Annotated in this window: 22 protein-coding genes; 7 read left to right on the forward strand and 15 right to left on the reverse strand. The window is 57.6% G+C overall.

Annotated elements, in window-relative coordinates; all coding sequences use genetic code 11:
* The first annotated feature begins 39 nt into the window (after positions 1-39).
* Together AAEO81_RS11590 and AAEO81_RS11595 are read left to right on the forward strand one after the other, a co-directional pair.
* Positions 40-768, forward strand: coding sequence for a DUF969 domain-containing protein (locus AAEO81_RS11590; protein WP_341963756.1), 729 nt, complete (start codon positions 40-42; stop codon positions 766-768).
* Entirely contained in the window at positions 765-1,715 is a 951-nt protein-coding gene (locus AAEO81_RS11595; protein WP_341963757.1) for a DUF979 domain-containing protein, read from the forward strand. The genes AAEO81_RS11590 and AAEO81_RS11595 overlap by 4 nt, the downstream gene beginning before the upstream one ends.
* A 194-nt stretch (positions 1,716-1,909) precedes the next feature.
* On the opposite strand, the gene AAEO81_RS11600 is transcribed toward AAEO81_RS11595, so the two are convergent.
* Entirely contained in the window at positions 1,910-2,977 is a 1,068-nt protein-coding gene (locus AAEO81_RS11600; RefSeq protein ID WP_341963758.1) for a heparin lyase I family protein, read from the reverse strand.
* Positions 2,978-3,369: 392 nt separating this feature from the next.
* Here AAEO81_RS11600 and AAEO81_RS11605 point away from each other — a divergent pair, with 392 nt between their 5' ends.
* Both AAEO81_RS11605 and AAEO81_RS11610 read left to right on the forward strand, forming a co-directional pair.
* Positions 3,370-5,940, forward strand: a complete 2,571-nt coding sequence (locus AAEO81_RS11605) for a sulfite reductase flavoprotein subunit alpha (RefSeq protein ID WP_341964521.1) — start codon at positions 3,370-3,372, stop codon at positions 5,938-5,940.
* Positions 5,941-6,001: 61 nt separating this feature from the next.
* Positions 6,002-6,361 (forward strand): histone-like nucleoid-structuring protein, MvaT/MvaU family, encoded by a 360-nt coding sequence (locus tag AAEO81_RS11610; protein WP_341963759.1) that lies wholly within the window; start codon positions 6,002-6,004, stop codon positions 6,359-6,361.
* 205 nt (positions 6,362-6,566) lie between these two features.
* Here the strand turns inward: AAEO81_RS11610 and AAEO81_RS11615 are convergent, their stop codons facing one another.
* The 3 genes from AAEO81_RS11615 to AAEO81_RS11625 all read right to left on the reverse strand — a co-directional run bounded on the left by AAEO81_RS11615 (position 6,567) and on the right by AAEO81_RS11625 (position 9,912).
* On the reverse strand, positions 6,567-7,667 hold the full coding sequence (locus AAEO81_RS11615; protein WP_341963760.1) for a hypothetical protein: 1,101 nt from the start codon (positions 7,665-7,667) through the stop codon (positions 6,567-6,569).
* A 454-nt stretch (positions 7,668-8,121) separates the two neighbouring features.
* Positions 8,122-8,526, reverse strand: a complete 405-nt coding sequence (gene pcaC / locus AAEO81_RS11620) for a 4-carboxymuconolactone decarboxylase (RefSeq protein ID WP_341963761.1) — start codon at positions 8,524-8,526, stop codon at positions 8,122-8,124.
* Positions 8,527-9,912, reverse strand: coding sequence for a 3-carboxy-cis,cis-muconate cycloisomerase (locus tag AAEO81_RS11625; RefSeq protein WP_341963762.1), 1,386 nt, complete (start codon positions 9,910-9,912; stop codon positions 8,527-8,529).
* 1,268 nt (positions 9,913-11,180) lie between these two features.
* Here AAEO81_RS11625 and AAEO81_RS11630 point away from each other — a divergent pair.
* Positions 11,181-11,885: a flagellar hook assembly protein FlgD gene (locus tag AAEO81_RS11630; RefSeq protein WP_341963763.1), complete on the forward strand. Its 705-nt coding sequence runs from the start codon at positions 11,181-11,183 to the stop codon at positions 11,883-11,885.
* Positions 11,886-11,911: 26 nt separating this feature from the next.
* The gene (flgE, locus tag AAEO81_RS11635; protein WP_166594999.1) at positions 11,912-13,240 is read left to right on the forward strand and encodes a flagellar hook protein FlgE; all 1,329 of its coding nucleotides are present in this window, start codon (positions 11,912-11,914) and stop codon (positions 13,238-13,240) included.
* Between the two features lie 255 nt (positions 13,241-13,495).
* On the opposite strand, the gene AAEO81_RS11640 is transcribed toward flgE, so the two are convergent.
* The 7 genes from AAEO81_RS11640 to AAEO81_RS11670 all read right to left on the reverse strand — a co-directional run bounded on the left by AAEO81_RS11640 (position 13,496) and on the right by AAEO81_RS11670 (position 20,106).
* Positions 13,496-14,845: an MFS transporter gene (locus AAEO81_RS11640; RefSeq protein ID WP_341964522.1), complete on the reverse strand. Its 1,350-nt coding sequence runs from the start codon at positions 14,843-14,845 to the stop codon at positions 13,496-13,498.
* A 199-nt stretch (positions 14,846-15,044) separates the two neighbouring features.
* Positions 15,045-15,860: an alpha/beta hydrolase gene (locus AAEO81_RS11645; RefSeq protein ID WP_341963764.1), complete on the reverse strand. Its 816-nt coding sequence runs from the start codon at positions 15,858-15,860 to the stop codon at positions 15,045-15,047.
* The gene (locus tag AAEO81_RS11650; protein ID WP_341963765.1) at positions 15,847-16,689 is read right to left on the reverse strand and encodes a sugar phosphate isomerase/epimerase; all 843 of its coding nucleotides are present in this window, start codon (positions 16,687-16,689) and stop codon (positions 15,847-15,849) included. Before AAEO81_RS11650 ends, AAEO81_RS11645 begins: the two co-directional genes overlap by 14 nt.
* On the reverse strand, positions 16,689-17,765 hold the full coding sequence (locus AAEO81_RS11655; protein ID WP_341963766.1) for a Gfo/Idh/MocA family oxidoreductase: 1,077 nt from the start codon (positions 17,763-17,765) through the stop codon (positions 16,689-16,691). The genes AAEO81_RS11650 and AAEO81_RS11655 overlap by 1 nt, the downstream gene beginning before the upstream one ends.
* Before the next feature lie 41 nt (positions 17,766-17,806).
* Positions 17,807-18,580 (reverse strand): SDR family oxidoreductase, encoded by a 774-nt coding sequence (locus tag AAEO81_RS11660; RefSeq protein ID WP_341963767.1) that lies wholly within the window; start codon positions 18,578-18,580, stop codon positions 17,807-17,809.
* A gap of 48 nt (positions 18,581-18,628) precedes the next feature.
* A complete protein-coding gene (locus AAEO81_RS11665; RefSeq protein ID WP_341963768.1) occupies positions 18,629-19,057 on the reverse strand; it encodes an RbsD/FucU domain-containing protein in 429 nt (142 codons plus the stop codon).
* Positions 19,058-19,095: 38 nt separating this feature from the next.
* Complete coding sequence (locus tag AAEO81_RS11670; protein WP_341963769.1) at positions 19,096-20,106, reverse strand: ROK family protein; 1,011 nt, start codon at positions 20,104-20,106, stop codon at positions 19,096-19,098.
* Positions 20,107-20,285: 179 nt separating this feature from the next.
* On the opposite strand from AAEO81_RS11670, the gene AAEO81_RS11675 reads away from it, so the two are divergent.
* A complete protein-coding gene (locus AAEO81_RS11675; RefSeq protein WP_341963770.1) occupies positions 20,286-21,776 on the forward strand; it encodes an ROK family transcriptional regulator in 1,491 nt (496 codons plus the stop codon).
* Here AAEO81_RS11675 and AAEO81_RS11680 read toward each other — a convergent pair.
* The 4 genes from AAEO81_RS11680 to AAEO81_RS11695 form a co-directional block, all read right to left on the reverse strand.
* A complete protein-coding gene (locus AAEO81_RS11680) occupies positions 21,773-22,144 on the reverse strand; it encodes a hypothetical protein (RefSeq protein WP_341963771.1) in 372 nt (123 codons plus the stop codon). The two genes, AAEO81_RS11675 and AAEO81_RS11680, sit on opposite strands and share 4 nt — an antisense overlap.
* A 114-nt stretch (positions 22,145-22,258) precedes the next feature.
* On the reverse strand, positions 22,259-22,924 hold the full coding sequence (locus tag AAEO81_RS11685) for a GNAT family N-acetyltransferase (RefSeq protein ID WP_341963772.1): 666 nt from the start codon (positions 22,922-22,924) through the stop codon (positions 22,259-22,261).
* A 134-nt stretch (positions 22,925-23,058) separates the two neighbouring features.
* Entirely contained in the window at positions 23,059-23,511 is a 453-nt protein-coding gene (locus AAEO81_RS11690) for a carboxymuconolactone decarboxylase family protein (protein WP_166595009.1), read from the reverse strand.
* Between the two features lie 10 nt (positions 23,512-23,521).
* On the reverse strand, positions 23,522-23,941 hold the full coding sequence (locus tag AAEO81_RS11695) for a cupin domain-containing protein (RefSeq protein ID WP_341963773.1): 420 nt from the start codon (positions 23,939-23,941) through the stop codon (positions 23,522-23,524).
* Positions 23,942-24,135: the final 194 nt, after the last annotated feature.

The raw sequence follows: 24,135 nt of genomic DNA on the forward strand, positions 1-24,135 counted from the left end.
TCGGCTGTTCTTCCGAGTCACAACATCGAGATTCCCATCATGCAAACCGCTATCAACCTCTGGCCGCTGCTGGGCGTGCTGGTCATCGTTCTGGGCTTCGTCCTGCGTTTCAACCCGATGCTGGTGGTCGCCCTCGCGGCGCTGGCCACGGGCCTGGCGGCGAGCATGCCGCTGGAAACCGTGCTGGCGACCATCGGCACCGGCTTCATCAAGACCCGCGCTTTGCCGCTGATCATCCTGCTGCCACTGGCTGTCATTGGTCTGCTGGAACGCCACGGCCTGCGATTACACGCCCAGAACTGGATCGCGCGCTTCACCCGCGCCACCGCCGGACGCCTGCTGATCGCTTACCTGTTCGTGCGCGAAACCACGGCGGCACTGGGCCTGACCAGCCTTGGCGGGCATCCGCAGATGGTGCGTCCGCTGCTCGCGCCAATGGCCGAAGGCGCCGCTGAATCGCGCTTCGGCAAGTTACCCGAGGCCTTGCGTATCAAGTTGCTGGCCCTGTGCGCGGCCACCGATAACGTCGGGCTGTTCTTTGGCGAGGACATCTTCGTCGCCTTCGGCGCCATCGCCCTGATGCACACCTTTCTTCAAGGCTCAGGGATCGACGTCGATCCAATGCACATCGCGGTATGGGGCATTCCGACGGCGATTTGTGCCTTTGTGATTCACGCCATTCGCCTGCACCGTTTCGATCAGCGCCTCAGTCGCGAACTCAAGGCATTGCCGCAGACATCGCCGGTCGCTCAGGAGGTGACGCCATGATCCTCTCCATTCAATACCTGTACTGGCTGGCCGGTGTGATTCTGGCGATCACCGCGTTCATGACCGTCACTGACCGCAGCAACCCCAAGCGCTGGACCACCGGGCTGTTCTGGGGGCTGTTCGCGATTGCGTTTTTGATCGGTGATCGTTTGCCGCCCGTGTGGGTTGGCGTAGGCGTGGTGGTGATGGCGCTCATCGCGGGTTTCGGCGGCGTCGGCTTCGGTCAGCACGACAACCTGCCGGACAAGGCGCGGCGGGAGAGTGCAGGGCGCCTGAAGAACAAGCTGTTCATTCCGGCGCTGGCGATTCCGCTGGTGACGGTGATCGGCGCTGTCGTGCTGAAGAACGTCAAGTTCGGCGATCTGTACTTGCTCGATCCGGCTAACAGCACCTTTGTTTCGCTGGGTATCGGCAGTCTGGTGGCGCTGGCCTTGGCGTGCTGGCTGACCCGCGACACCCCGGTGCAGGCGATGCGCGAATCCCGGCGTCTGACCGAAGCGTTAGGCTGGGCGCTGGTGTTGCCGCAAATGCTGGCGATGCTGGGGCTGGTGTTCAACGATGCGGGGGTTGGCAAGGCGGTGGCGCACCTGGCGACGGCCTACATCAACCTGGATTTCCGCCTGATGGCGGTGATGGTCTACGTGTTGGGCATGGCGCTGTTCACGATTGTCATGGGCAACGGCTTCGCAGCGTTTCCGGTGATGACCGGCGGCATCGGCGTGCCGGTGCTGGTGGGCATGTACGGCGCGAATCCGGCGGTGATGGCGGCCATCGGCATGTTCTCCGGCTACTGCGGCACGCTGATGACGCCCATGGCTGCGAACTACAACCTCATCCCGGCGGCCTTGCTGGAATTGCCTGACAAATACGCGGTGATCAAGGCGCAGATACCGACGGCGCTGGCGATGTTGGTGGTGAACATCGTGTTGTTGTACACGCTGATGTAAGCCGTTTCCGGCCTTTGATCCTGGCCGTAGGCAAGGTGGAGCGCCGGGGTGGCGCTCCACCTTGCCTACGATCTGTTGCGAAGCGCCAGCAGAACCTGACAACTCAACCATGCTGATACACCGGAATGGCTGAAGTCCCACGGTGCAGCACACTCCCATACCTCGGTGTACAGCTGCACCCGGGCTGATGGGCTCTAGCCTTTAGCTACACTGAAACCCGAAAACAGACTGGTCGCCGGGTTGTGATCGCCCTCGTTGCGATACTGACCGAACTTGGCGTATGAATCGCTGCTGTGGGTATCGAACATGGTCGAGATGCCTTTTTTGTCGAAGACACTCTCGCCATTTTTCGTTACTGAAATCTCGCCATTCCCGATACCACGCTTGAAATCGATCTGAAAATCGGCCCACTTGCCGACGTCTTTTGCGGCGTCTCCAGGTTTGCCAATGTTGAACACTTTCGAGGGGGCATTGCTGTCCTCGCTGGTCTTGAGATGCAGTTGGTATTGCCCGTCTTTGGTGGCTAACCAGGCACGTGGGCTGGGCTTGGCATTGTTGTGGTCCAGCACCTGAAAGAACGTCCCGTCGTTGTTCGCTTCACGCTTCATGCCAAATTTGAAACTGTACGGCTGCCCTTCCTGGAGCTTGGTGCCGTCCTTGATTTCTGCTCGGGGGCTGGTCGAGTGTTCGGTGTAATGGCCCTTATTGAAATCGACCTTGATGACGTCGCCTCGCTCCGGGTCCTTGGCCATGCCGATGCGATCTTCCGGTGATTTCTGCACACTCAGTTGATTGCCGAGTGCGTGTTCGGAGAAGTTGCCGCTTGCCGGGTTGCCTCTACCTCCCTTGCTGGCCTGTGTCGGACTGGCACCGGATGGCTCGTTACTCACTGAGTCGTGGCCTGCGTTTGTCGCCGGATTGCTGCGGGGAGCCGTATGACCCGCAGATGTATCGGCTGAAACCGGGCCGCCTTGCATGAGTGCCTGCAGTCGCTGAAGCATTTCCTGAATCAGCGTGACCAGTTGAGCCAGCGGATCCCCCTGATTTGCGATACCGCTGTTGACGTTGTTCTGTTGCTGAAGAGCAGGGCTTCGAGCGCCAAAATCCACGTGTGAGTTTTGGGGCTGAGAGGCGAATGAAACCGCCGAGTTGCCACTTCCTACTGAGCGCTCTTGGCTTGGCTGGCCACTTGAGGTGGAGGCGTGCTGGGTAGTGGAAAGTTCCAGTGGCGTCGTGCGGATAAGCGAGTTGATTGGCGTCATGTTCTAGACCTGTCGATGAGGAAACAAACTGCCAACCCCCTTGGGCGGGCAGGGCTCTGTGACGGCTGAGTGGGCAATTGGCAGGCAAGGTTCCATGCCTTGAGTCATAGAAATAGCGCGTCACTCGGCGAACGACATGTTTGCGCGTGGTACAGGCGTTTAGTCGTTTATTGGTGCTTTTTTTCGATCCGTTCGCGATGCATTTTAGGTCGGCTTGCGAGATTTTTTCCGTGGTTGCGCGCCGCCTTCAAGCGTTAAAAACCACACGTGACACCTTCACGACCACGATCAGAAAGGTCGTCCTTGTGAGCAGCCTCGCCGGCCCCGTTGGGTAGGCATCAGCGTGGTCTCAGTCTGAGCTGTCGCCAAATATTCCAAGGGGTTCAAGGGTGCTGAAGAAGGTCCTGTTTCAACTGCACTGGTTCTTTGGAATAACAGCGGGACTGGTGTTGGCCATCATGGGGACTACGGGGGCGCTGTATTCCTATCAGGAAGAAATACTGGACACGCTAAATGCTAATCGGCTTGCCGTGCAGCCGCGTGAGCAACAGATGCCACTGGCAGAGTTGGTGCAGCAACTTGAAAGGCAAACCCGTGCCGTTGTTTCGACGCTGCAAATCGAGGTGGGTGGTCACAAGGCGGCTCAGGTCTGGAGCCTGGCGGCAGCGGGCCAATCGCAAGCCGTCTTGAACAATTTCGACCCGTACACTGGCGAGCTTAAACCCGATACTGTCGGCCAGGATTTTTTCAGATTTGTTCTGGATGTACACCGCTATCTGGGTGCAGGGGGGTACGGCAAGCAGGTGACGGCTGCGTGCGCGATGATTCTCGTGTTTTTCTGTCTCTCCGGGCTGTACCTGCGTTGGCCACGTCAGGTGTGGAACTGGCGCGTATGGCTGGTGCCGGACTGGAAAAAAGTGGGACGCAGTTTTAATTGGAGTGTGCATTCCGTCATTGCCACGTGGTGCCTCGTCGTCTATTTGTCGCAGGCGGTAACAGGGCTGAATTTCTCCTATGCCTGGTTCAATCAGGGGCTCACCTGGCTCATCGGTGACCCGCCACAGGCGATGGAGCAACCGCGTAAAGCGCCCGCGCCAAAGCCTGCAGTTGATGCTGCCAGCGCATCGGCCCCAGCCTCGCGAGCCCCTGCCACTGTGGACTACGGTGCCATCTGGGAGTCCATCAAACGCACCGCCGGCCCTGAGCTCAAGGCTTACAACCTTCGTTTGCCCAGCACGGCCGGAACGCCTGTACTCGTTTTTTATTTGCTAAAGGACTCTCCTCATCCCCGTGCGTTGAACCAACTCGTCCTCGACCCCCGTAGCGGTGAAGTGCTGGCGGCGTCGCGCTACGCCGACAAGGGATTGGGTTCTCAGTTATTGATCAGTAATTATTCGGTGCATACGGGTAGCTATTTTGGCTGGATGGGCCGAGTGATCATCACGATCGCTGGCCTGCTGATGCCGCTGTTTTTCATTACAGGCTGGTTGCTCTATCTGGATCGACGCCGCAAAAAACGCGATGTTCGGGCTGTGCGGGGCGAGGTGTCCGAGGCCGGAGATGAACGCGATAATCAGAGCCCCGAGTGGCTGATCGGGTTTGCCAGCCAGAGCGGGCATGCCGAGCAACTCGCATGGCAGACGGCTGCGCACCTGGAGTCGGCCGGTTTGACCGTGCGGGTCAAACGCCTGGCGAAGATGACCGAGCAGGATCTTGTTCGAACGCGCAAGGCGTTATTTATCGTCAGCACGTTTGGTGATGGGGAAGCGCCGGACGGTGCTCGTGCATTCGAGAGGAGGTTTTTACGTCGACAGGTTGCGTTGCAACGGCTCGATTACGCCGTACTGGGGTTGGGAGATCGGCAGTACCTGAATTTCTGCGGCTTCGGACGACGCTTATATGACTGGCTTGCCGCCAACGGAGCCAATGCTCTTTTTCCGATGATTGAAGTGGATAAAGGAGACGCCGTCGCGCTACGCAGTTGGCAGCAGCAGTTGGAAGCACTGACGGGCACCACAGCGCTCACGTGTTGGGACATGCCCGAGGATGAGCGCTGGACACTGAGCCGACGGGAATGCCTGAACGTCGGTAGCGTCGGTTCCAAGGTGTTTCTCCTGGACTTGACGTCGACGACCGGAACACGCTGGGAAGCAGGTGACCTGGTCGAAATTCATCCGCGAAATTCGCAAGCCGCCGTGAGCGACTTTCTTTCCGTCGTCGGGATCGACCCAGGCACTCAAGTGACGGTCGGCGAGAAGGTCACACCGCTTTCTGATGCCCTGATGGGGTACGGGTTGCCCTCCAGTCCTACTCCCGCCGCGAGCCTGGGTGGGCAATCACTCATCGACTCGCTGTTGCCATTAACCGTGCGCGAATACTCCATTGCCTCTGTGCCTGAAGACGGGTGCCTGCAATTGATGGTGCGTCAGACGTTGCATCCTGATGGACGTCTGGGGTTGTGTTCGGGATGGTTGACCGAGCAGGTGGCGATGGGGGGAGAGGTCAGGTTGCGCGTGCGCCGTAATCGGCATTTTCATCAGCCAAGCCAGCCGTTGCCCGTGATTTTCATTGGCAACGGAACCGGGCTCGCCGGACTGAGGGCGCTACTCAAGGCACGAATTGCCAAAGGTGAACTGCGCAACTGGCTGCTGTATGGCGAGCGTAACGAACAGCACGATTTTCATTGTTCTGCCGAGCTTAAGCGCTGGTTGGCGCGTGGGGATATTGCCCGCATGGACCTGGCGTTTTCCCAGGATCAGGCAGAAACGATCTACGTGCAGGACCGTCTTCGCTACGCGAAAGATGAACTCCACCGGTGGCTCATCGAAGGCGCAGCCATCTATGTGTGTGGGAGCCTTGAGGGCATGGCCAAGGGGGTCGACGATACGCTGAAGGCCCTGCTGGGGGAGCACTGTCTACAGACACTGACGGAACAGGGTCGCTATTGCCGGGACGTCTACTGACGACCGAACCGCGTTCCCGGTATTTATTGCCGGACAATCTTCGATATTGATAGGAGTACACATGTCAAAACTCACAGAGTTCCGTCTGCTCGAACAGTCGCTCGCCGCTCAACTTGAAACTCTGGAAGTCTTAAGAACGGATGCTGAGTTTCAAAAGGAACTGGAATTCGAAACGAAACTTAAGGCGTTGCTGTTCGAATACGGCAAGGATGTGCGGGATGTTGTAGCGATGTTCAACCTGCAGGATAAAAGCGACGGTATCGATACCCAGACTAAAGGAAAGCGGCGTGCTCGGGTGATGAAGGTCTATCAAAACCCTTATAACCAACAAATTGTCCAATCGAAAGGGGGTAATCACCGAGTTCTTAAACAGTGGAAGTCCCAGTACGGTGCTCACGTCGTAGAAATGTGGGTGAAATAACCGCCGCTGCCGACAGCCAAGTGTTCGTTGGAAGAACATCGTCGGCGGCGGGACGAATTAAATAAACGTCGCCGAGTGCAGTGCGCAGAGCCGCTTCTTTCCATAACCGTTTGTCACCTATTTTGCGTGCCATGGCGTTGCGCAGTCAGGTGAGTCGGTGGTGTTCAAGAGCGGCTCTGGCGTCAGGTGCGTAACCAGGAAGGGTTCAGGAAATGCCGGTCCCTCCGTTTACCAACGCGGCAACGATCGAAGCGGCCGCAGCGGTCAGGCTGTTATTTAATGCGTGCTGCAAAACCGGTGGGTTGGATGGACCGGCGTTTTGAGCCAGGCCGCTCGTGCCTGCTTGCCCGGACTTGGGTCCTTGCTGCAGCGCCCCACTCAGCATATCGGCCAGCTTCTTCAGAGGAGTTTCTGTGGGTACACCGCTCGGTGCTTTGGCGAGGGAGGCCAGGTTCTGCGTCGCGTCGGCGAGTTTTTGGCCTGACAGTTGCGCGGTTAATGCGTGACCAATGTTGTTGAGCTCACCCATGATTTTATGCAAAGCGTCGGTCCCGTTTTTCTTGGAGGCAGCGTTGAGGACCGTTTCGGACCCGTTCTGGGCAGCTTCGGACAGGTTTGGTTTCTGAGTGCTCTTGACCAAAGACGCGATATTGAGCGCGGCCTCCTGCAGGCCAGCTTTGGCAGCGTCGGCATTGACCGGTCTGTTCTGCAATTCGCTGCCGAGCATATCCACCGCCCCACGGAATGCGCCCGTTTCTTTGGCGTCCAGATAGTTATCTTCCTTGAGCTCGTTCTTCCACGATCCTGAGTCCGGCGCTGGAAATTTGCTGGGGTTTTGATCCATGAACGTGGCGACTTTGCTCAAAAGCGGCATGTCATTTGAGGAAAATGCCGTTCCCTCGCCCTGCTTGGTGAGCAAGTTATCCAGAGAGGCCCTGCCCAATCCGCTCAACATGACGGATTTGTAGTCGGCTGCGCTCGCAGACTTGCCACCCTGAGGCAGCAAGCCAAAGTCACCCAGTTTATCTTTGATGACCTGATCCAGCGCCGACTTGACTTGACCGGGTTTGGCCGATGCCTCCATTGAGCTGAAGGGGTGTGTCTTGTCCATTTGTTTGCCCACCATCTGGCCCAACGGCGAGTCCTGATTCAGGTGCCCGTCTTTGATCAGATCCATAGCAATTTCGGCAGAGGCGAGGTTCTTGGGATCATTTTTGGGAACGGCTAGGCCGCTGAGAGCAGGGCTTGCTTGTTTTACTTCAAAGGTGCTGTAAGCAGGACTGGAACCGTTAATGACTACGCTCATAAAATCTCCACATTCGTTAAGGGCCATCGTGTAGGGGGGATCGAGGCGGAAGGTTTAAGCCTGGCTTCCGTCTCGGCGCTTCATAGACCCTGAAGGCATCGGCCCCGGAATAAAGCGAGGAATGTTATGTCTCGTTGCAGCCGCTATTAGAGGCGGCTAGATAAACATCGTGCTTTTAATATCCTGGGTGCTAATACGTGGTTTTGATAGGTGTTCAGTTCCACGGTTTTCAGGTTTTTATATAAAGAACGGTGGGCTTTTAGTGAGCGCGGTAATGGTCTACTTATTAATATTTAAATTGGTATAAACAAGGGGGCTCGGCTGTTTGAAGGGGGCAGGGCGCTGTTGCCCGTCATCTTGATAACTTGCCATTGCGCGCACTGCCGGGTGTATAGACCGGCCAATGACGCAGTTCACCGATTGAACGCATCGACTGACACGGATCATGAACACTTCATCGCCGATCAGATTGAATTGGCTCGTCGCCCATTTCCTCCCAGACTGATTCGGCAAGGTGAAAGGAGGCGTTCGCTGCTGGAATGCCGCAGTAGATGGCACTTTGCATCAGGACTTCCTTGATTTCGTCGCGGGTGACGCCGTTGTTTCTGGCGGCGCGCAAATGAAGGCGTAGCTCACCTTCGCGGTTCATACCGATGAGCATCGCGATAGTGATCAAGCTGCGTGTATGCCGCGATAGCCCCGGACGGGTCCAGATGTCACCCCAGGCATGACGGGTGATCATTTCTTGAAACTCGCCATTGAACGGCGTCAGTTTTTCCAGGCTGCGATCCACATGGGCATCGCCCAGCACGGCGCGGCGGACGCTCATGCCTTCGTCATAGCGTTGTTTTTCGTTCATTTACGAGTCCTCTGATGAGTGTGGGCGGTGATTGAACGCATGATGTTCGGCGATGGCGCGCTCGACCCAGCGCCAGGATTGGCCTAAGTACTTTGCCGGATCGAGCAGGTCATCCAGCATCTGGGGCGACAGTTGCGTCGTCACTTCAGACTCGGCATTCAGGCTTTCGCGCAAATGACAGCCTTGCGCCACTGCGCGATGGCAGCACCGCTCGATCAGTTGGTGCGCGGCATCGCGGCCGATGCGTTGTGCCAGTGCGATACTCACGGCTTCGGCCAGTACCAGCCCTCGTGTCACGTCCAGATTGCTCAGCATGCGTGCGGTATCCACTTCAAGCCCCGGAACCACGAGCAATGCGTGTTTCAAGGCGCCTGATACCAGACAGCAGAGCTCGGGGAGTGTTTCCCATTCAGCGTGCCACAAACCGAGACTGCGCTCATGCTCCTGAGGCATGGCGCTGAGCATCGTCGCCACGAGACCGGGGGCCCTTGTGGTCGCTGAAATCATGACGGCCGCGCCCACCGGGTTACGCTTGTGAGGCATGGTCGACGATCCGCCCTTGCCAGCGGCTGAGGGTTCGAAAACTTCGCCGGTCTCGGTCTGCATCAACAGGCTGATATCGCGCCCCAGCTTGCCCAGTGAGCCAGCGACCAGGCCCATCAGACTGGCGAACTCCACCAATCGATCGCGCTGGGTGTGCCACGGCTGATCGGGTAACGCGAGGTCGAGGTCACACGCCAATGCTTCGGCCACGGGAAAGGCAGCGTCCCCTAGTGCCGCCAGAGTTCCCGAGGCGCCGCCGAACTGCAGGCATAAGAGGCGGGGCTTGATCTCCTCCAGTCTTCGCCTGTGCCGATTCACCGCACCCAGCCATCCTGCGATTTTGGCACCCAGGGTAATCGGCGTGGCCTGTTGCAGCCAGGTACGTCCCGGCATGGGGACGCTGGCGTGACGTTGCGCCTGCTGCGCCATGTGTTCGGCGAGGGTTTGCAGATCACGCTCCAGTAACGTGACGGCTTGGCGCAACTGCAACACCAGGCCGCTGTCCATGACGTCCTGGCTGGTGGCGCCCATGTGCACATAGCGCTCGGCTGTCGGGTTGTGCCGGGCGATTTGCATGCCCAGCGCCTTGATCAGCGGTATTGCTGAGTTTCCGGCATCGCCAATGGCTGCCGCCAGTGCATCGAAGTCATAAAGTGTCGCATCGCAGGCTTGGGCGATATCGTCGACGACTTCCGCCGGAATCACACCGATCTTTGCCTGCGCGCGCGCCAGCGCAGCTTCGAAATCAAGCATGCCTTGTAACCGACCTTGATCGGAAAAGATCGTCCGCATCGCATCTTGAGTGAAATAGCGATCAAAGAGTCGATTGTCCTGTTTGTTCACACATTACTCCCGGACATTCTGAAACCGAGGCATACCGTTTCTTCCGGACCGGGCCCTCGGATGATCTGACCACTGAATGGGAGACCGCCTTTATAGAGGTTCAGCAACAGATGGTGATCGAGTTTCAGGCGTGAAAAATACAGCCCAGCGGGTCCAGGTACCGATTGCGTGATGCTGTCCTGTGCTAGGTGCGGGAAATGCAGACTTGAGGGGTAATCGGGGGTAATTGCTTTGTGGTACCCATCACGATAGCGACCGGCAACGCGGCATTCTCGGCCGTTTGGCATGTAGGACTCCTTTTAGTCATTACAGGGTTACACCTGCACCCTTTTCGCAGGGTGAAGGGGCTCAGTATTACGCGCGATTACCTTCGGTAAAACTGAAAAAAACGACGGCAGTCATAACCGAATGGCTAAGGGTGCGTGGCCTGAGCGACTTTCCCAGATCCGTAAAAGACACTCGACGTTAACGTCGAGTATCGCCAGGTCGTCAATCACCCGCCCTGTCATCAAATCAAATTTTTCAAGCGAAATAGTAAAGCCGATAGGTATTCGAGCCATTCGTAGGCTGATCGCCGGGAGTGAGCAATGTGAACGGGCATAATCGAATATGTCGATTATGAAAAAGATAAAATAGGACACTTGTTTTCTATTTTTCTTAAGGGTTATTTGCAATTCCTGAAGCAGACACAGGGTATTCAACGGCTGTCTGCATAAAAATATGACGCAGTGAGTCGACGGATCTTAAACGGCCGATTCCTCTGGGCTTGAGTGCGCTAAGCGTGAAGAGCAAAATTACAAAATACATTGGACTGTTTATGCAGGAGGCCAATCTTGCGGAAAGCGTGATTATAGGATTTCTCGGGTGCAAGGGAATCGGGCTCATCGGCTCTGAGGGCGTGGTACAGAGATTTATTCAAAAACTGGTGCTGTTTTACTGGGTCGCCTCGGTGCAACGTGTAGCGCGTAATAACACGCTATTTGCATTCTTTGAGTGCGTGCTGCGACAGTGCTGGCGATAGGCTCTCAATAAGAGCTGCCTGTGCTCCCAAGTTCACTTCCGTTTCGTATGTGCGTTAGAAACGTGTCTCGAGTTCGAGATGATCCTGCTGGCTTCGTCGTAATTCGGCGGTGTAGATCAACGAAAGTGCGCTGTGCTTTATCAATGGTTTGTCTTTGACGACTGGCTGGTTTCCACTTCAAGGGTCGCTAAGCGCGTCGCGCTTGAAGTACTCAGAACGCTGTAATCAATCTTAGCCCACAGAGCTCTTGACTATGACGACATCGGTAGGTAACACCTCCTCTGCTGACTATATTAACGCGTTACAGAAGCCAACTTCGGGGAAAACAGGGGATACAACCACGGGAGCCAGTTCCCTGGGAAAAGATGCTTTTCTAAAGCTGCTGGTTACTCAAATGCAGAATCAAAACCCTCTAGATCCTCAGGACAACAGCCAGTTTGTGGCGCAGCTGGCTCAGTTCAGCGGCTTGGAAACAATGCAAAACCTGAGCACGTCGGTAGATGCCATCGGCGGGATGTACCAAAATTCCCAAGCGCTCCAGGCGGCATCGCTCGTGGGGCGCACAGTCATTGTGGACAGCGGTTCAACATATGCCGACAGCGGGAAGGGTGTCTCGGGAGCGGTCAATTTGCCTTCTCTTAGCACGTTGACCACCGTCAAGGTATATGACGCAAAGGGTGCATTAGTACGGACATTAGACTTGGGCGAGAAAAAAGCGGGTGAAACCAGTTTTACCTGGGATGGCAAAGACGAGGCGGGTAACACCCTGGATTCCGGAAAATTCAGTTTCGTCGCGACGGGCAGTATTGAAGGGAAAAGTACGACGTTGAAAACCTTTCTTCCTGACAAGATCACCAGCGTGGCGATGGGGACGGCAAGTTCGCCAATGACGTTGAACCTGGCTGACGGCACAAACGTTGGCCTCTCCAAAATCCAGAAGATAACTTTGTAGTCTATACGGCTGAGCCGAGGTGAGAAATGTCTTTCAATGTAGGCCTGAGCGGGCTGTCTGCCGCCAATAAAAGTTTGCAAGTAACCGGTAACAACATTGCTAACGTCGCGACGGTAGGATTCAAATCCTCCCGTGCAGAATTTGCCGACCAATATGCGCAGTCGATCCGGGGTACATCGGGCGGCACGAATATAGGCACTGGTGTTACTACTTCTGCGATCAGTCAGAACTTCACTCAGGGGGCCTTAAACACAGGCACAGGTCGTGACCTCGATCTGGCAATCAACGGCAATGGCTTCTTTATGGTCAGTAACAACGGTGAAAAGCTGTATACCCGGGCCGGCAATTTTCACACCGATACAGCGGGCAACATCATCGATACCAACGGCAACAACCTGCAGGGGTACGGCGTTGATGCTAACGGCAACGTGAAAACCGGGGTGCTGTCGAACCTTCGCGTTGATATGTCAAATATGCCCCCCAAAGCCACCAGTGCTATCACTCTTCAATCGAATCTGGATTCGAGCAAGCCCATTGTGACCGGTGCGGCGTTCGACCCTAAGGATACAAGTACCTACACCACGCTTATCAATACGAAGATTTACGATAGCCAAGGTAATGAGCATCAGCTCAATCAATATTTCCGCAAAAATGGCGACAATGCTTGGACTATGTATAGTTTGATCGACGGGCGCAGTATCGCTGATCCTGCGGCAACACCGCCGGTGCCCGACGAAACTCAGTTTACATTCGATGCCTCTGGCACATTGATCACGAGTCCGGCGCCGACCTCTACCGCCAACATCGCGGTCAACACGGACGGTACGTTTACGATCAAGAACTGGGTCCCCGGTCAAAGCAAGACGGTCGGGACAACCACCACTTGGTCTGCCAACGGGGCATCTTCAGTAACGGGTGGTATGAAATTGGACATGCTCGCTACTACTCAAACCAACGCCGTTGCAGGGCCTATTGCGCAGCATCAGGATGGTAATTACACAGGTCAGATCAGCGCCATGAACGTTGATGCCACAGGGACTATGTTCGCCACTTACACCAATGGTGAGTCAAGAGTCATTGGGCAGGTGTCTTTATCAACCTTTGCAAACGTTCAGGGATTGGCTCCCGCAGGTGGGACCATGTGGCGGGAAACCTATGCTTCGGGGATTCCTGTCACCGGTACACCTCAGTCCGGGACGCTAGGCAGCATTACCGGTTCCGCGCTTGAGGAGTCCAATGTTGACCTGACGGCGGAACTGGTAGAGCTGATCAAGGCGCAAAGTAACTACCAAGCAAATGCCAAGACCATCTCGACAGAGAGCACCATTTTGCAGACTGTTATTCAGATGACTTGATCTGGTCATCAACTCCAACCTCACTTTCAACCGACTACGGATCTACAGCCTCCTAGGTGTGCTTGTGAGGAGAGCGCTCAGGCTGCCTGGCTTTGAATGTTGATAGGGTAAGCGCTAGCAACAGGTGAACCAGTCCGCATAAGCACAAAGCGCGCAACGCGTACTGGACGTGAAGCGCGCTTTTTTGTACCTGCCTGGTGCAGTACTGCGTTCGTGGCTGTTCGAGTCTAGGCCCAATCGATTTCAGCCCGCGACTCAGGTCGCATCCGCATGACTGACGAGTCCCTTCACCAGAACGGCGACAGCGGCGATGCCGGCGGGGACTACGAGTGCGGTCAGCACCTGCTCGAAATTCCATCCCAGGCCGAGCAAAGTCGCCCCTGCCCAAGCGCCCAGAATCGCCCCGAAGCGGCCTATTCCCAACATCCACGAAACCCCCGTCGCACGGCCTTGTGTGGGATAGAAGCGTGCCGCCAGGGACGGCATGGCAGACTGGGCGCCATTGATGCACATGCCCGCCAGCAGGACCAGTATCGCGAGCAGTGAAACGTGATTCAGGCTCTGGCCGACCATCCAGGTGAAAATGCCGGCGAGAAGATACGCGCCGCCGATCACCCAATGCGGCCGGAAACGGTCCATTGCCCAGCCAACGGCCACAGCACTCAAGACACCGCCGAATTGAAAAATAGCCCCGATGTAAGCCGACTGCTCGACGCTCATTCCGCTGTCGCGCATCAACGTGGGCAGCCAGCTTGTCAGCAGATAGACGATTACCAGTCCCATGAAATAGGTGAGCCAAAGCAGCAACGTGCCCGTGCTGTACACACCGCCAAACACGACCTTGAATCCGCTTCGGGTCTTGAGCGCGCTCTGTTCGGGTGTGGTGAAACCGCTGGCGAGTTCCACCTGCGCTGGCGCAATAGGCTTCACGGTTCTGCGGATGACCTCGACAGGTCGCCTGCGCACGACCAGAAAGCGGGCTGACTCGGGCAGCCATCCCAGCAGTAGCGCGGCCAGTGCAAGTGGCAGGGCTCCGCCGAGTACCAGCAAGCTGTGCCATCCGAGCAGGGGAATGAGTTTGGCGGAGATGAAACCGCCGCAGGCCATCCCGAGGTTGAAGCCACAGAACATGCAGGTGACCAGAAGGGATTTGAGACGCGCCGGGGTGTACTCGGACAACAGGGTAGTGGCGTTCGGCATCGCTGCGCCGAGACCGGTACCCGTCAGCAATCTCAGGATCAACAGCTGTTGGACATTGCTGCTATAGGCCGACAACAAGCTGAACACGCCGAACAGGGTGACCGCAATGATCAGCACCCAACGACGACCGATACGGTCTGCCAGAGGGCCGGACGTCAATGCGCCGAAGACCATTCCGATCAGCGCGGCACTCATCACCGGGCCCAGGCTTGCCCGATCGATACCCCAATCCTGGCTCAGTGCGGGGGCGATGAACCCCATCGCCGCGGTATCCAGTCCATCCAGAAACACGATCAAGAAGCAGAGAGCCACGATGCGCCATTGATAGAGTGAGACTGGGTTGTTATCGATGAGCGCCTGAATGTCGAGAGGGGGAGAAGCGCTCAAGGGAGGCGTTGCGTTCATGGGGTTTACCTTTATTTTTGTGAGCAGCGGCAAGGCTGGAGTCACTTTGCAAGGCCCGAAGCTGTGTATAGCCGTCCTGTTTCAAGTGACAAAAGCCTGCGCTGTAGTGTCCTCCTGCGATTTTGAAGTGGGTAATGAATAAACAGGTGCTATCCATGTCCGTAACGTTATGGATCACCGTGCGGAGGGCGTGTGAATATTAGCCAGCGAAGAGTGTTGTGGTCAGAAAATCATTCAGGACCTCTCGAAACCCTTGGAGATACTGTTCACGACTCAGCGTCTTCGAGGTGATCACGCTCAGCCGGGACTGGCTGATCAGGCCTGCGAGTGTTTCGGCGGTATCCATGGAATGGATGAAGTCCTGCCGATTCGCAATGATCTGAGTGGGGCACGTCAGCGCCTGTATCGCTGACCTGAAAACGCCGGGTCCATCATCAGGAATGAGATCGAGAAGAGGGACTGTACTGATCGGATCGCGAGTGAAAAAGCTCCGCAGGGAGGCAGCGTTGTCGGGCGAGATGTGCGCTATCTCATGCAGAAGGGGGGACGCTTCGAATCGGAGCGCTCCGTGTTGCGGCCCGAACTGGTGCAGCAGCCGAGCCACCTCCCGATAGATTTTCATTCCGTGGGGGGCGTTTTCCGCGATCCACGCCGGACGGGCCAGGATGAGCGCTACTGTCCGTTGAGGCTGCTTAACCGCGAGGCGCAGAGCCACAGCGGCTCCGAGCGATATTCCCCCAAACACGGCTCGCTCGATTCCAAGATGATCGAGCAAGGCAATCGCATCGTCGGCGAATTGAGCGATGCTGATCGCGTGGATGTCTCCCAATTCAGAAGCACCATGGCCACGGCACTCAAGCGTGATGCGTCGGATGCCTTCGGTGCTCGGGAACACTTCGGCCGGTTGGTTGTGATCGGCGCCGAGGCCGTGTTGCCACAATACGGTCAGCCCGGATCCCTGATCGGTATAGGCGAGTCGACAGCCATCGGCTGTCTGGAAGTCATGCAGGCTCATGGGCTTCCCTCCGGATGATGCGTTGCAGATAGTCCGCGACTCCAGGGGCATCAACCTCTTCGAAATTATGGCCGACCAGTGGCCCGTCATAGCCGGTGGCACGCACGCGGGCGACGAATTGCGGCAGGTCAACCGCGCCCTTGCCGGCGGGGACCACGATTCCGTGGCTGTCGATATCCTTGGCGTGAACCAGAAGAAGATGCTCGCCCAGCGAGTCGGTGGCGTGTGCGACGATCTCCTGCTGTCGGGATTGCGCAGATGGCGGCAAAAGATTCGCAGCGTCCAGCACGATGCCCAGACGAGGGGACCTCACTTCATCAAGGACCTTTCGAGCGGCAGCGGCATCACAAATGACGTTGCCGGGTTCAGGTTCGATCCCGAGGGTCAGGTCGAATTCGTCGGCCAGAGCCAATGCGAAAGCCAACTCATCACGCAGGTCATACCAGGCCTGCCTTGAGGCATTGTCCGGGTGGGCACGCCACATGTCCGACAGCTCCCGCGAACCTGTGCAGAGCGTCACCAATGGCACCCCCATTTCCCGGGCAGCCCGCATGACATTTGCGAACCCCAGGCGCAAGCTGCGCCGGTACACCGGGTCAGGATGCGCCATGTTGTAGGTGCCTGACAGGGCACAGATCGAGATACCTGCTTCGCGCGCGCCCTGCGCGATGCTTGCAGCAATGCCATCAGGAAGCTCCCTTGGCAAGGACGCCAAGCCCGCGCACGACAGATTGAATTGCGTGGCACCGAAGCCATCTGCGCGAATTTTCGAAAACAAGCTGCCTGGGTATTTAGCCGAATAGGTGCGTGCAAAAACGCCCGGCGTCATCACAGTCTGCCCTCGACATCAGCCAGTCTGACAGGCTTGCCGCTGGCCACCGATCGAGCGGTGGCAATCATCGCCCGAACGGACGCGATGCCGTCGTCGATATCGGCGCCTCGCATCGGAGCCCCATCGAGGAGCGTGTCGGCGAAGCCTTCCAGTTGTCGGCGATAGAAATGGCCATCGGCTGCCAACGGGCGGTGCCAGGTCGCGTCGCGCTCTGAGAAGATGTCCACTTCGGACGATTTGAAGTACCACGGGTTATAGGTCTTGGCGATGACGCTGCCGTGTTCGCCGTACAGTTGCAGGCCTTCATGCCAGTCCATGCGCACCGCGACGGTCAGGTCCAGATGTCCCGCAGCGCCATTGGCGAATTCGACATCGATGAACCAGGAATAGGCGCCGAATTTTTCGGTCAGGCGTGCGCTGACTTCAACAATGTCACCACACAAGAAACGGGCGGTGTCGAACAAGTGACTGCCGTGGGCGAGCATGTAGTACTGCCGCAGATCCGCCTTGGGATTACCGGCGGGCTTGAGGGCTTCTTTGCTGAAGATCGGCATCGGCTGCACAGCGTCAGTGACGGTATAGCGGTGGGTTGAGTCGCAGTACCACGCCTTGAGCGCCAGTATCTGTCCCATCTCGTCGCGCACGAAGTCTCTGGCGCGTTCCAGACCGATGTCGAAACGCTTCATATGACCGACTTGCAGGATTTTGCCGGAATCGCGCACCGTGGCCGCCAGATCCTCTACTTCTTCGACGCTAACACCCAGCGGCTTTTCACAGAGCACGTGCTTGCCTGCCGCCAACGCTCGGCGTGAGGCCTCGACATGGAACGCATCGGAGGTGGCGATGATCACAGCGTCCAGTTCAGGGTCGGCCAGCATCCGATCATAATCGAGGAATGTTCGGGTGGGGCCGTAGGTCGCGCCCATGCGATTGACCAGATCACTCGCCACATCGCAGATGGCATGGAGCTCGGCGTTGCGCGCTTTGATGCAGGAATCGAAATGAGCGAACTGGGCGATCGGGCCGCAGCCGAGCACGCCGACCTTGAGGCGACGGTCATCTTTTACGTTCATGGTCCATCCAAAATAAACAGGTGTTGAGAAAAAAGGAGCGGTTACACCGCTGTCCATCCGCCGTCGATTTTCAGCGTCGCGCCGGTGATCATCTGGGCGGCTGGCGAGGCCAGAAAAACGACAGGTTCTGCGACGTTCTCCGGCTCACCGATTTTGTTGAGCGGGATGCGCGCGAGCAGCGATTTGAGCGACGCATCGTCCTCCAGCCAGCTTCGGGTGCTGTCGGTGCGAACGAACGTCGGGGCCACGGCGTTTACGCGGATGCCCAGATCGGCCCACTCGACGGCCAGGCATTGCGTCATGTGGATCATCGCGGCCTTGGTCATGCAATAGATCGGTTCGCCCTGGAGTGCGACCAACCCCGCTTGTGAGGCGATATTGACGATGCTCCCGTGCCCCCGCGTCGCCATGCTTCGAGCCGCGGCCTGCGCAGCAAAAAAAGCGCCTTTGACGTTGAGGTCGAACATCGCGTCGTAGTCGACAGCGCTGACGTCAATCGCTGCTGCGGGATGGCTCAGGCCTGCGTTATTGACGAGAATCGACAAGGGGCCGAGCTCAGTGTCCACCGCTGATATTGCCTGGGTAATGGAGGCGGTCGAGAGCATGTCCATGTGCACAGCGATGGCAGCGATGCCCGCGTTTTGAAGTTGCTCCGCTGCGCGCTTGCCAGCCACCAGGTCTCTACAGCCAAGGGCGACCTTTGCTCCCGCGTCACCCAAGGCCTTGGCACAGGCGTAGCCGATACCCCGTGTCGCGCCGGTGATCAGGGCCGTTTGGCCTTTCAGCGAAAACGGGGGGGTGGTGTCACTGTTCATAGCGTTGTTCCTCGATGTCGAGAATCGGGTTGTCGGGAGTGACGGTTCTTACTCAGACGCGAGGGTTCCTTTGCGAAGCAAAATGTTCCCGTAAACCCGTTCCTCACCGGTGACGATGATTGCCACTGCGTTGGACGCGCGCGTCTTGAACGGCGAGGGTTGCAACGACGCCACCTCTCTGCCGGGCGCATGGCGGCCAGCGACGTCGATCAGGTCGGCTATCACCGGAAGGATGTGATGAGGTTCATCGTGCACCTCCATGCGGGTTACAGCGTCCGCGCTGTCATCCAGCGGCAGCACCGACAGCACCGCCTCTAGCGTGCGTGGACCATCCGAACCGTCGTGGCGAATGAGCGTGGGTCCAGCGCTGAGTGCCGGATAATTTCGGTCGACGATGGCGATCTCTTCGCCATGGCCCATTGAACGAAGTATGGAGAGCAACTGCGGGCCAAGGATTGGGTCGATGTTTTTGAGCATGGGGTCTTCCTTTTCAGTAGGTGCCACGAAGGGGCTGATCAACGGGTGTAGGGCGGGTGTCGATGCGCCCGGACGATCGCGGGCGCCGCATGCAGGACACTCGACCAGCCCAGCACGGCCCAGCGTAAATCCAGGGCGGCACCGGTCTTGGTGCAAGGGGCGTTGGCCGCGATGAGCTGCTTGAGGCGTTCCCTGGGGTAGCCTGCGATGCTTAGCACCCCGCCACCCAGAATGACCGTTTCGGGCGAGAGCGTTGCCATGGCTGCGCTGACGACAAGCGCCTGATGACGGACAAAATCGTCCAGGGCTCGGGTCAGTTGCGTCGGCTTGGAGTCCGTTTCGAAAAGCGCCTCGACAGGCACCTGATACCGTTGCGCGATAGCTTGCAGTGCACGGCCGGACGCGTAGTCCTCGCTGGACGGATGCTTGAGAGGGGAGAGGGCCTCGATGTTTCCTCCGAAAACGGGCACGTGACCAATCTCCAGTGCCCAGCCGCTCCCCCGATAGGGTTTGCCATCCATGAGCAGGGACGCGCCTATGCCGGTTCCAAAGAAAATCGCCAGCGCATTGTTGGTGCCCATCGCGGCGCCAGCCACGGATTCGCCTATCAGCGCAAGATTGGCGTCACGTTCCAGAATGACGGGGATCTGCAATAGGGCAGAGAGCTCGCTTCTCAGGTGTACGCCGTTCATTTCCGGAATATTGGCCACGTTGAGTAGCCGGTCGCCATCGGCGCTTAAAAAACCTGGAACGGTGCTGACCACGATGTCTGGAGTCAGGCCTGATTCGGCGATGAACTGTCGGGTCAATACCGCGAGGGATTCGACCGGGTTGCTGTTTCTGACGCATCGTGTCGGCACTTGGTGCTGGAAACGCTGCACCCTCCCTTCGCGAACACAGCCGAACTTGATGTGCGTCCCGCCCATGTCGATCACGAGAATGTTTGAAGGCTCAGGGGGGCACGTATGACCTTCATCTTCGCCAACCTGTCGTTCGCCGGGGTGAGCGTTCTGATGCGCGAAGCGATAGCGTTCAAGGCTACGGCTCATGGCGATGCTCCTGATCATTGACGGCGAGGCTGACATGCCTCCTGTTTGTATTTAATCTAAACAAACTGAAATAAGCGTCAATGGCCTGAATGTCGGCAGATATAAATAAAAAAGCGGGCATTCAGGTGGCTATTGGGATGCATGAAGGCTGCATTAATGATCGTTGGAGATCGACCAGAATGGGTAAGCACAGATCGCTCCACGCTGCGATCGAAGCAGTGGTGGACGGAACCAAGGCGGGCAGGCTGCGTGCACTGCTGCCAGAGATCGAGCAGAGACTCTCGGCGGGGGCACGTATCGCTGACGTGGCCAAAGCGCTCAGTGAGCATGGGTTGCCTTTATCGGTCGCGACGCTCAAGAGCTACTTGTATCGCTCGCGAAAGGCGGCGAGAAATGTGTTGAGTGAAGCCGCAAGGCCAGACGCAATGCCGCTCCCCATCTTAGGGAACAGTCCCTCGGCCAACGCACCCCATCGTGAGGTATTCGACCCCATCCTCAATTCGGGAACGACGTCCGGGCTGCTCCGGCATATCAACACCGTTCGCTGTCTGCGACTGCTCAAAAAGGGCGATCTGCTCAGTCGTGCGGACATGGCGCGCAGGCTTGATCTGACGCGCGCGACCATCGGCAATACAGTGAAAGAACTCCTGGAAAAGGGGCTCGTCCTGGAGACGATCGATCGTTCGAGTGCAGGGCGATCCGGGCGTCCGGGAGCGGGGTTGGCACTCAATCCTCAAGGTGCCTATTCGGTGGGGATCGACATTTCGAGTCATGCACTGACCGCTGTCCTGGTCGATTTGAGTATGGGCGTCGTGCAAAAGATCTCCATTCCCGTCGGCCCCGATCTTCGGGAAGTGGGCAGGGCGGTAGAAGAAATTGCCCTGATACCCTGGCGTCTGTTGGCGGCTTCGGGGCTCAGCCCTCAGCGTATTCTGGGCGTCTGCGTTTCCATCCCCGGTCTGGTAGATCAGCAGGGGCGGGTCGTCGTCGCGCCGTTTCTTCATTGGCGCGATGTCCCGTTGCAAGCGACGTTGTCCGCTCATCCTCATCTGCCTTGGCCGGTGACAATCTGCAATGACGCGAACGCGTTTGCCAATGCCGAACTCTGTTCGTTGCAGGAACGTGACGCGCAAAACATGGTGTTGATTCTGCTCACTGAAGGGTTGGGGGGCGCCATCGTGCAGCGCGGTCAGATATTTGCTGGCAGCCATGGTTATGCAGGGGAGCTCGGACACCTGGTGATGGGGGCAAGCCTTTCAGCCAGCGATGATCAGTCCTTCGAGCGTTTGGCAGGGCATGAGCGGTTCAGCGCCTTTCTTCCGTCTGATTGTTCCCTGGAGGACGGGTTGATGGCGCTTGCCGACGAGGACGCCTATTCGTCCCCATCGCTGGAACGGGTTCTGGACCAGTGGGCTGAAGTCCTTGCAACAGGATTGGCCAATCTCGTTTACCTGCTCAACCCCGAAAAAATCGTGTTCGGCGGACCGTTGAGTGTCCTTTTCCCGCGCATCACGTCGCGGGTCGAGAGCCTGCTCACCCAGCACCTCTTGCACGGCTTCAACGTCCCATTGCTAGAGGTGACGCGTCTGGGCGCCGATGGGGCTGCCATTGGTGCCGCCTCCGTGATTCGCGAGCGGATCTTCTCGCTTGCGCGGATCGAAAGCCCTTAGTCGGTAGCAATATGGGGCGTTGTCGTGGGGCCCGTTGTCATTCGCGCAGGCCCATGAACTGCGCTGTGAACGCCGCTCGATACCTTGCCCAGCACGGTGGTCATGAACGCCTGGTCAGTTGCTGTGTGCCCCGGCGGAAGTGGGTAGCCGCCGTTTTTGCGCTCCACTTCCACGATCAGTCCGCTGGGCAGCTTGACGAACACAACAGGTTTTTCCGGTTGCGTCGGGCGGCACTTCGCGTAGTTGCTTTCTGCGCCAAGCGCCTGCAGGGCGGCTGCTCTACACTCTTCAAGCGTCAGGCCTGCCTTGACCGGCAGTTCTTTGTTGATATTGATGACGGTGGCCAGATACAACGTATAGAGCGACATAGCGGAGTCCTTCCGAATGACAATGCCGGTGGCGATTGCGATCGCCAATTGAGTGCGGATTCAGGGCGTCAGCGATGGGGTTGACGCCCGCTGGTACAGCGTTCTTGCGGGCGGCTAATCGACAGAGGTTCGCAACACATCGACATTTTTGATTGTCTGCCAGATGCGCTTCACTGCCGGTGTCATGTTGGCAGGGTGAGCTTCCAGACTGCGCTCGCGGTGGGCCAGGGCTTTGACGTAGAGCACTTCGGGGACGCGTACGACCTCGTTCCTGTCGGGGATGCATTCCCTGTCTCGTCCCGGGACGATGCCGACGGGTGAATATCCTGCCTTTTCCAGCAGTTTCTGGACGGTGTTGTTGTGCAGCGTTGCGTAGGTGTAGATGTTTGCCAGGCCCTGCAAACGCGCCGAGGCTTCGATCAAGTCCATGACGACCACGCCCAGACCCGAACGCCTGTGCTCAGGGGCTACAACGCCCAGGCGACCATAAAGCGACTTTGTGTCGTAGTCCCGTTCCAGGCAAACCATCGAGACCAACTCAACGCCCTTGAGGCCTACATAAATGATCGTGTCTCGAGAGCTCTCGTATTTCAGCGATACCGACTCGAAATAAAATTTGGGCCTGGTGAACCGGGCGCCGTCACCGTGGCTGATATTGGGATACCACTCCGGAAGCTTCTCGACCAGTTTCGGGACGTCCAAACGAGAGAGTTGCACCAGGGTGTACCCGTCAGGCAAGGCTTCGCTCAACCGGGACTGCAAAGGGTCGGGCCATTTCATAAATGTCTCAACGATTTCCTTCTGGGGAAGACAAGAAGGGGCCGCTTTACCGACACCGTGTTCGGTACGGCACAGCAAGCCCCCGCGCGCTTCATTCAGGCCTGTAGGCCTGAGCTTCAAGCCGCTGACGTGTTTTATTTCAATGCGGCTTCCGGAGGGCGGCGAAAGCCGATCGCGATCCTGTTGAAGGTATTCATCAGGCCGATGGCAATCGTCAGGTCAACGATCTGTTTTTCACTGAACACGGCAGACACGGCTGTGAACTCTTCATCCGGAATCGCGGTTTCGGCGACACGCGTGACGGTTTCGGCCCATGCGAGGGCGGCCTGTTCCTGTTCGTCGAACACCTTGCCGGCTTCGCGCCAGACTTGAACCAATGCGAGTTTTTCAGGCGCAACGCCTTTGCTGGACAGGTCACGGGTGTGCAGGTCCAGGCAGTAGGCGCAGCCGTTGATTTGTGAGATGCGCAAGAAGACGAGCTCGACCAGCACGCCGCTCAGGCCACATTTGGCGATGTAGCCATAAACGCCACCCAGTGCTTTGTAGCCGTCGGGTGCCGCATTGATGTAATCGATACGTTGAGTCATGTAACGGTTCCTATTTGTCAGGAGTGGTCAGATTTTTATCGTCGCTGTCGACGACGAATACGGCCAGGAGCTTGGCGGGTTCGGTCGTGCTGGCATTCCCTCCCATCAGGTGGTGGGCGCCAGGCTCTTCCGCAAAGCTTTCGCCAGCCTTGTAAATGCGCGCGGGGTGCCCTTCGACCTGGCTGCGGATGCTTCCGGAAACGACGTAGGCATAAATAAACGCCGAATTTGCATGATGGTGGGGTAGCGATTGGCCGCCGGGCGGGTAGTTCACCTCAACGGCAATCAGGGATTTGCCCGGAATGTTGGGGATCGCCTGTGCAAAGTTGGGAACCACCTGGTCCCCCGCTTTCTGAGCGTCATGGGCACTGACAGTACCCGCCAGTGACAGCAACGCCGCCAATGCCCAGGTCTTGTGATTGATCGTCATGGTCGCCTCCTTTTGAAGGCACGATAGGCCTCACGGAGTTCAAACATAAGAACCTGAAATGGATTTTTCCTCTGTACCACGGACGCTTGCTTACGGTTTCCCGCTGACGGGAAAAGCCGTTAATGCCATGCCTTGCGCACTTCCTCCAGTGCAGCGGCAAGCGCTGATGAGGCCACCATACGTCCGCAGGGATG

Origin of the sequence: Pseudomonas sp. RC10 (assembly GCF_038397775.1) — a bacterium.
Lineage (GTDB): Bacteria > Pseudomonadota > Gammaproteobacteria > Pseudomonadales > Pseudomonadaceae > Aquipseudomonas > Aquipseudomonas bambusae.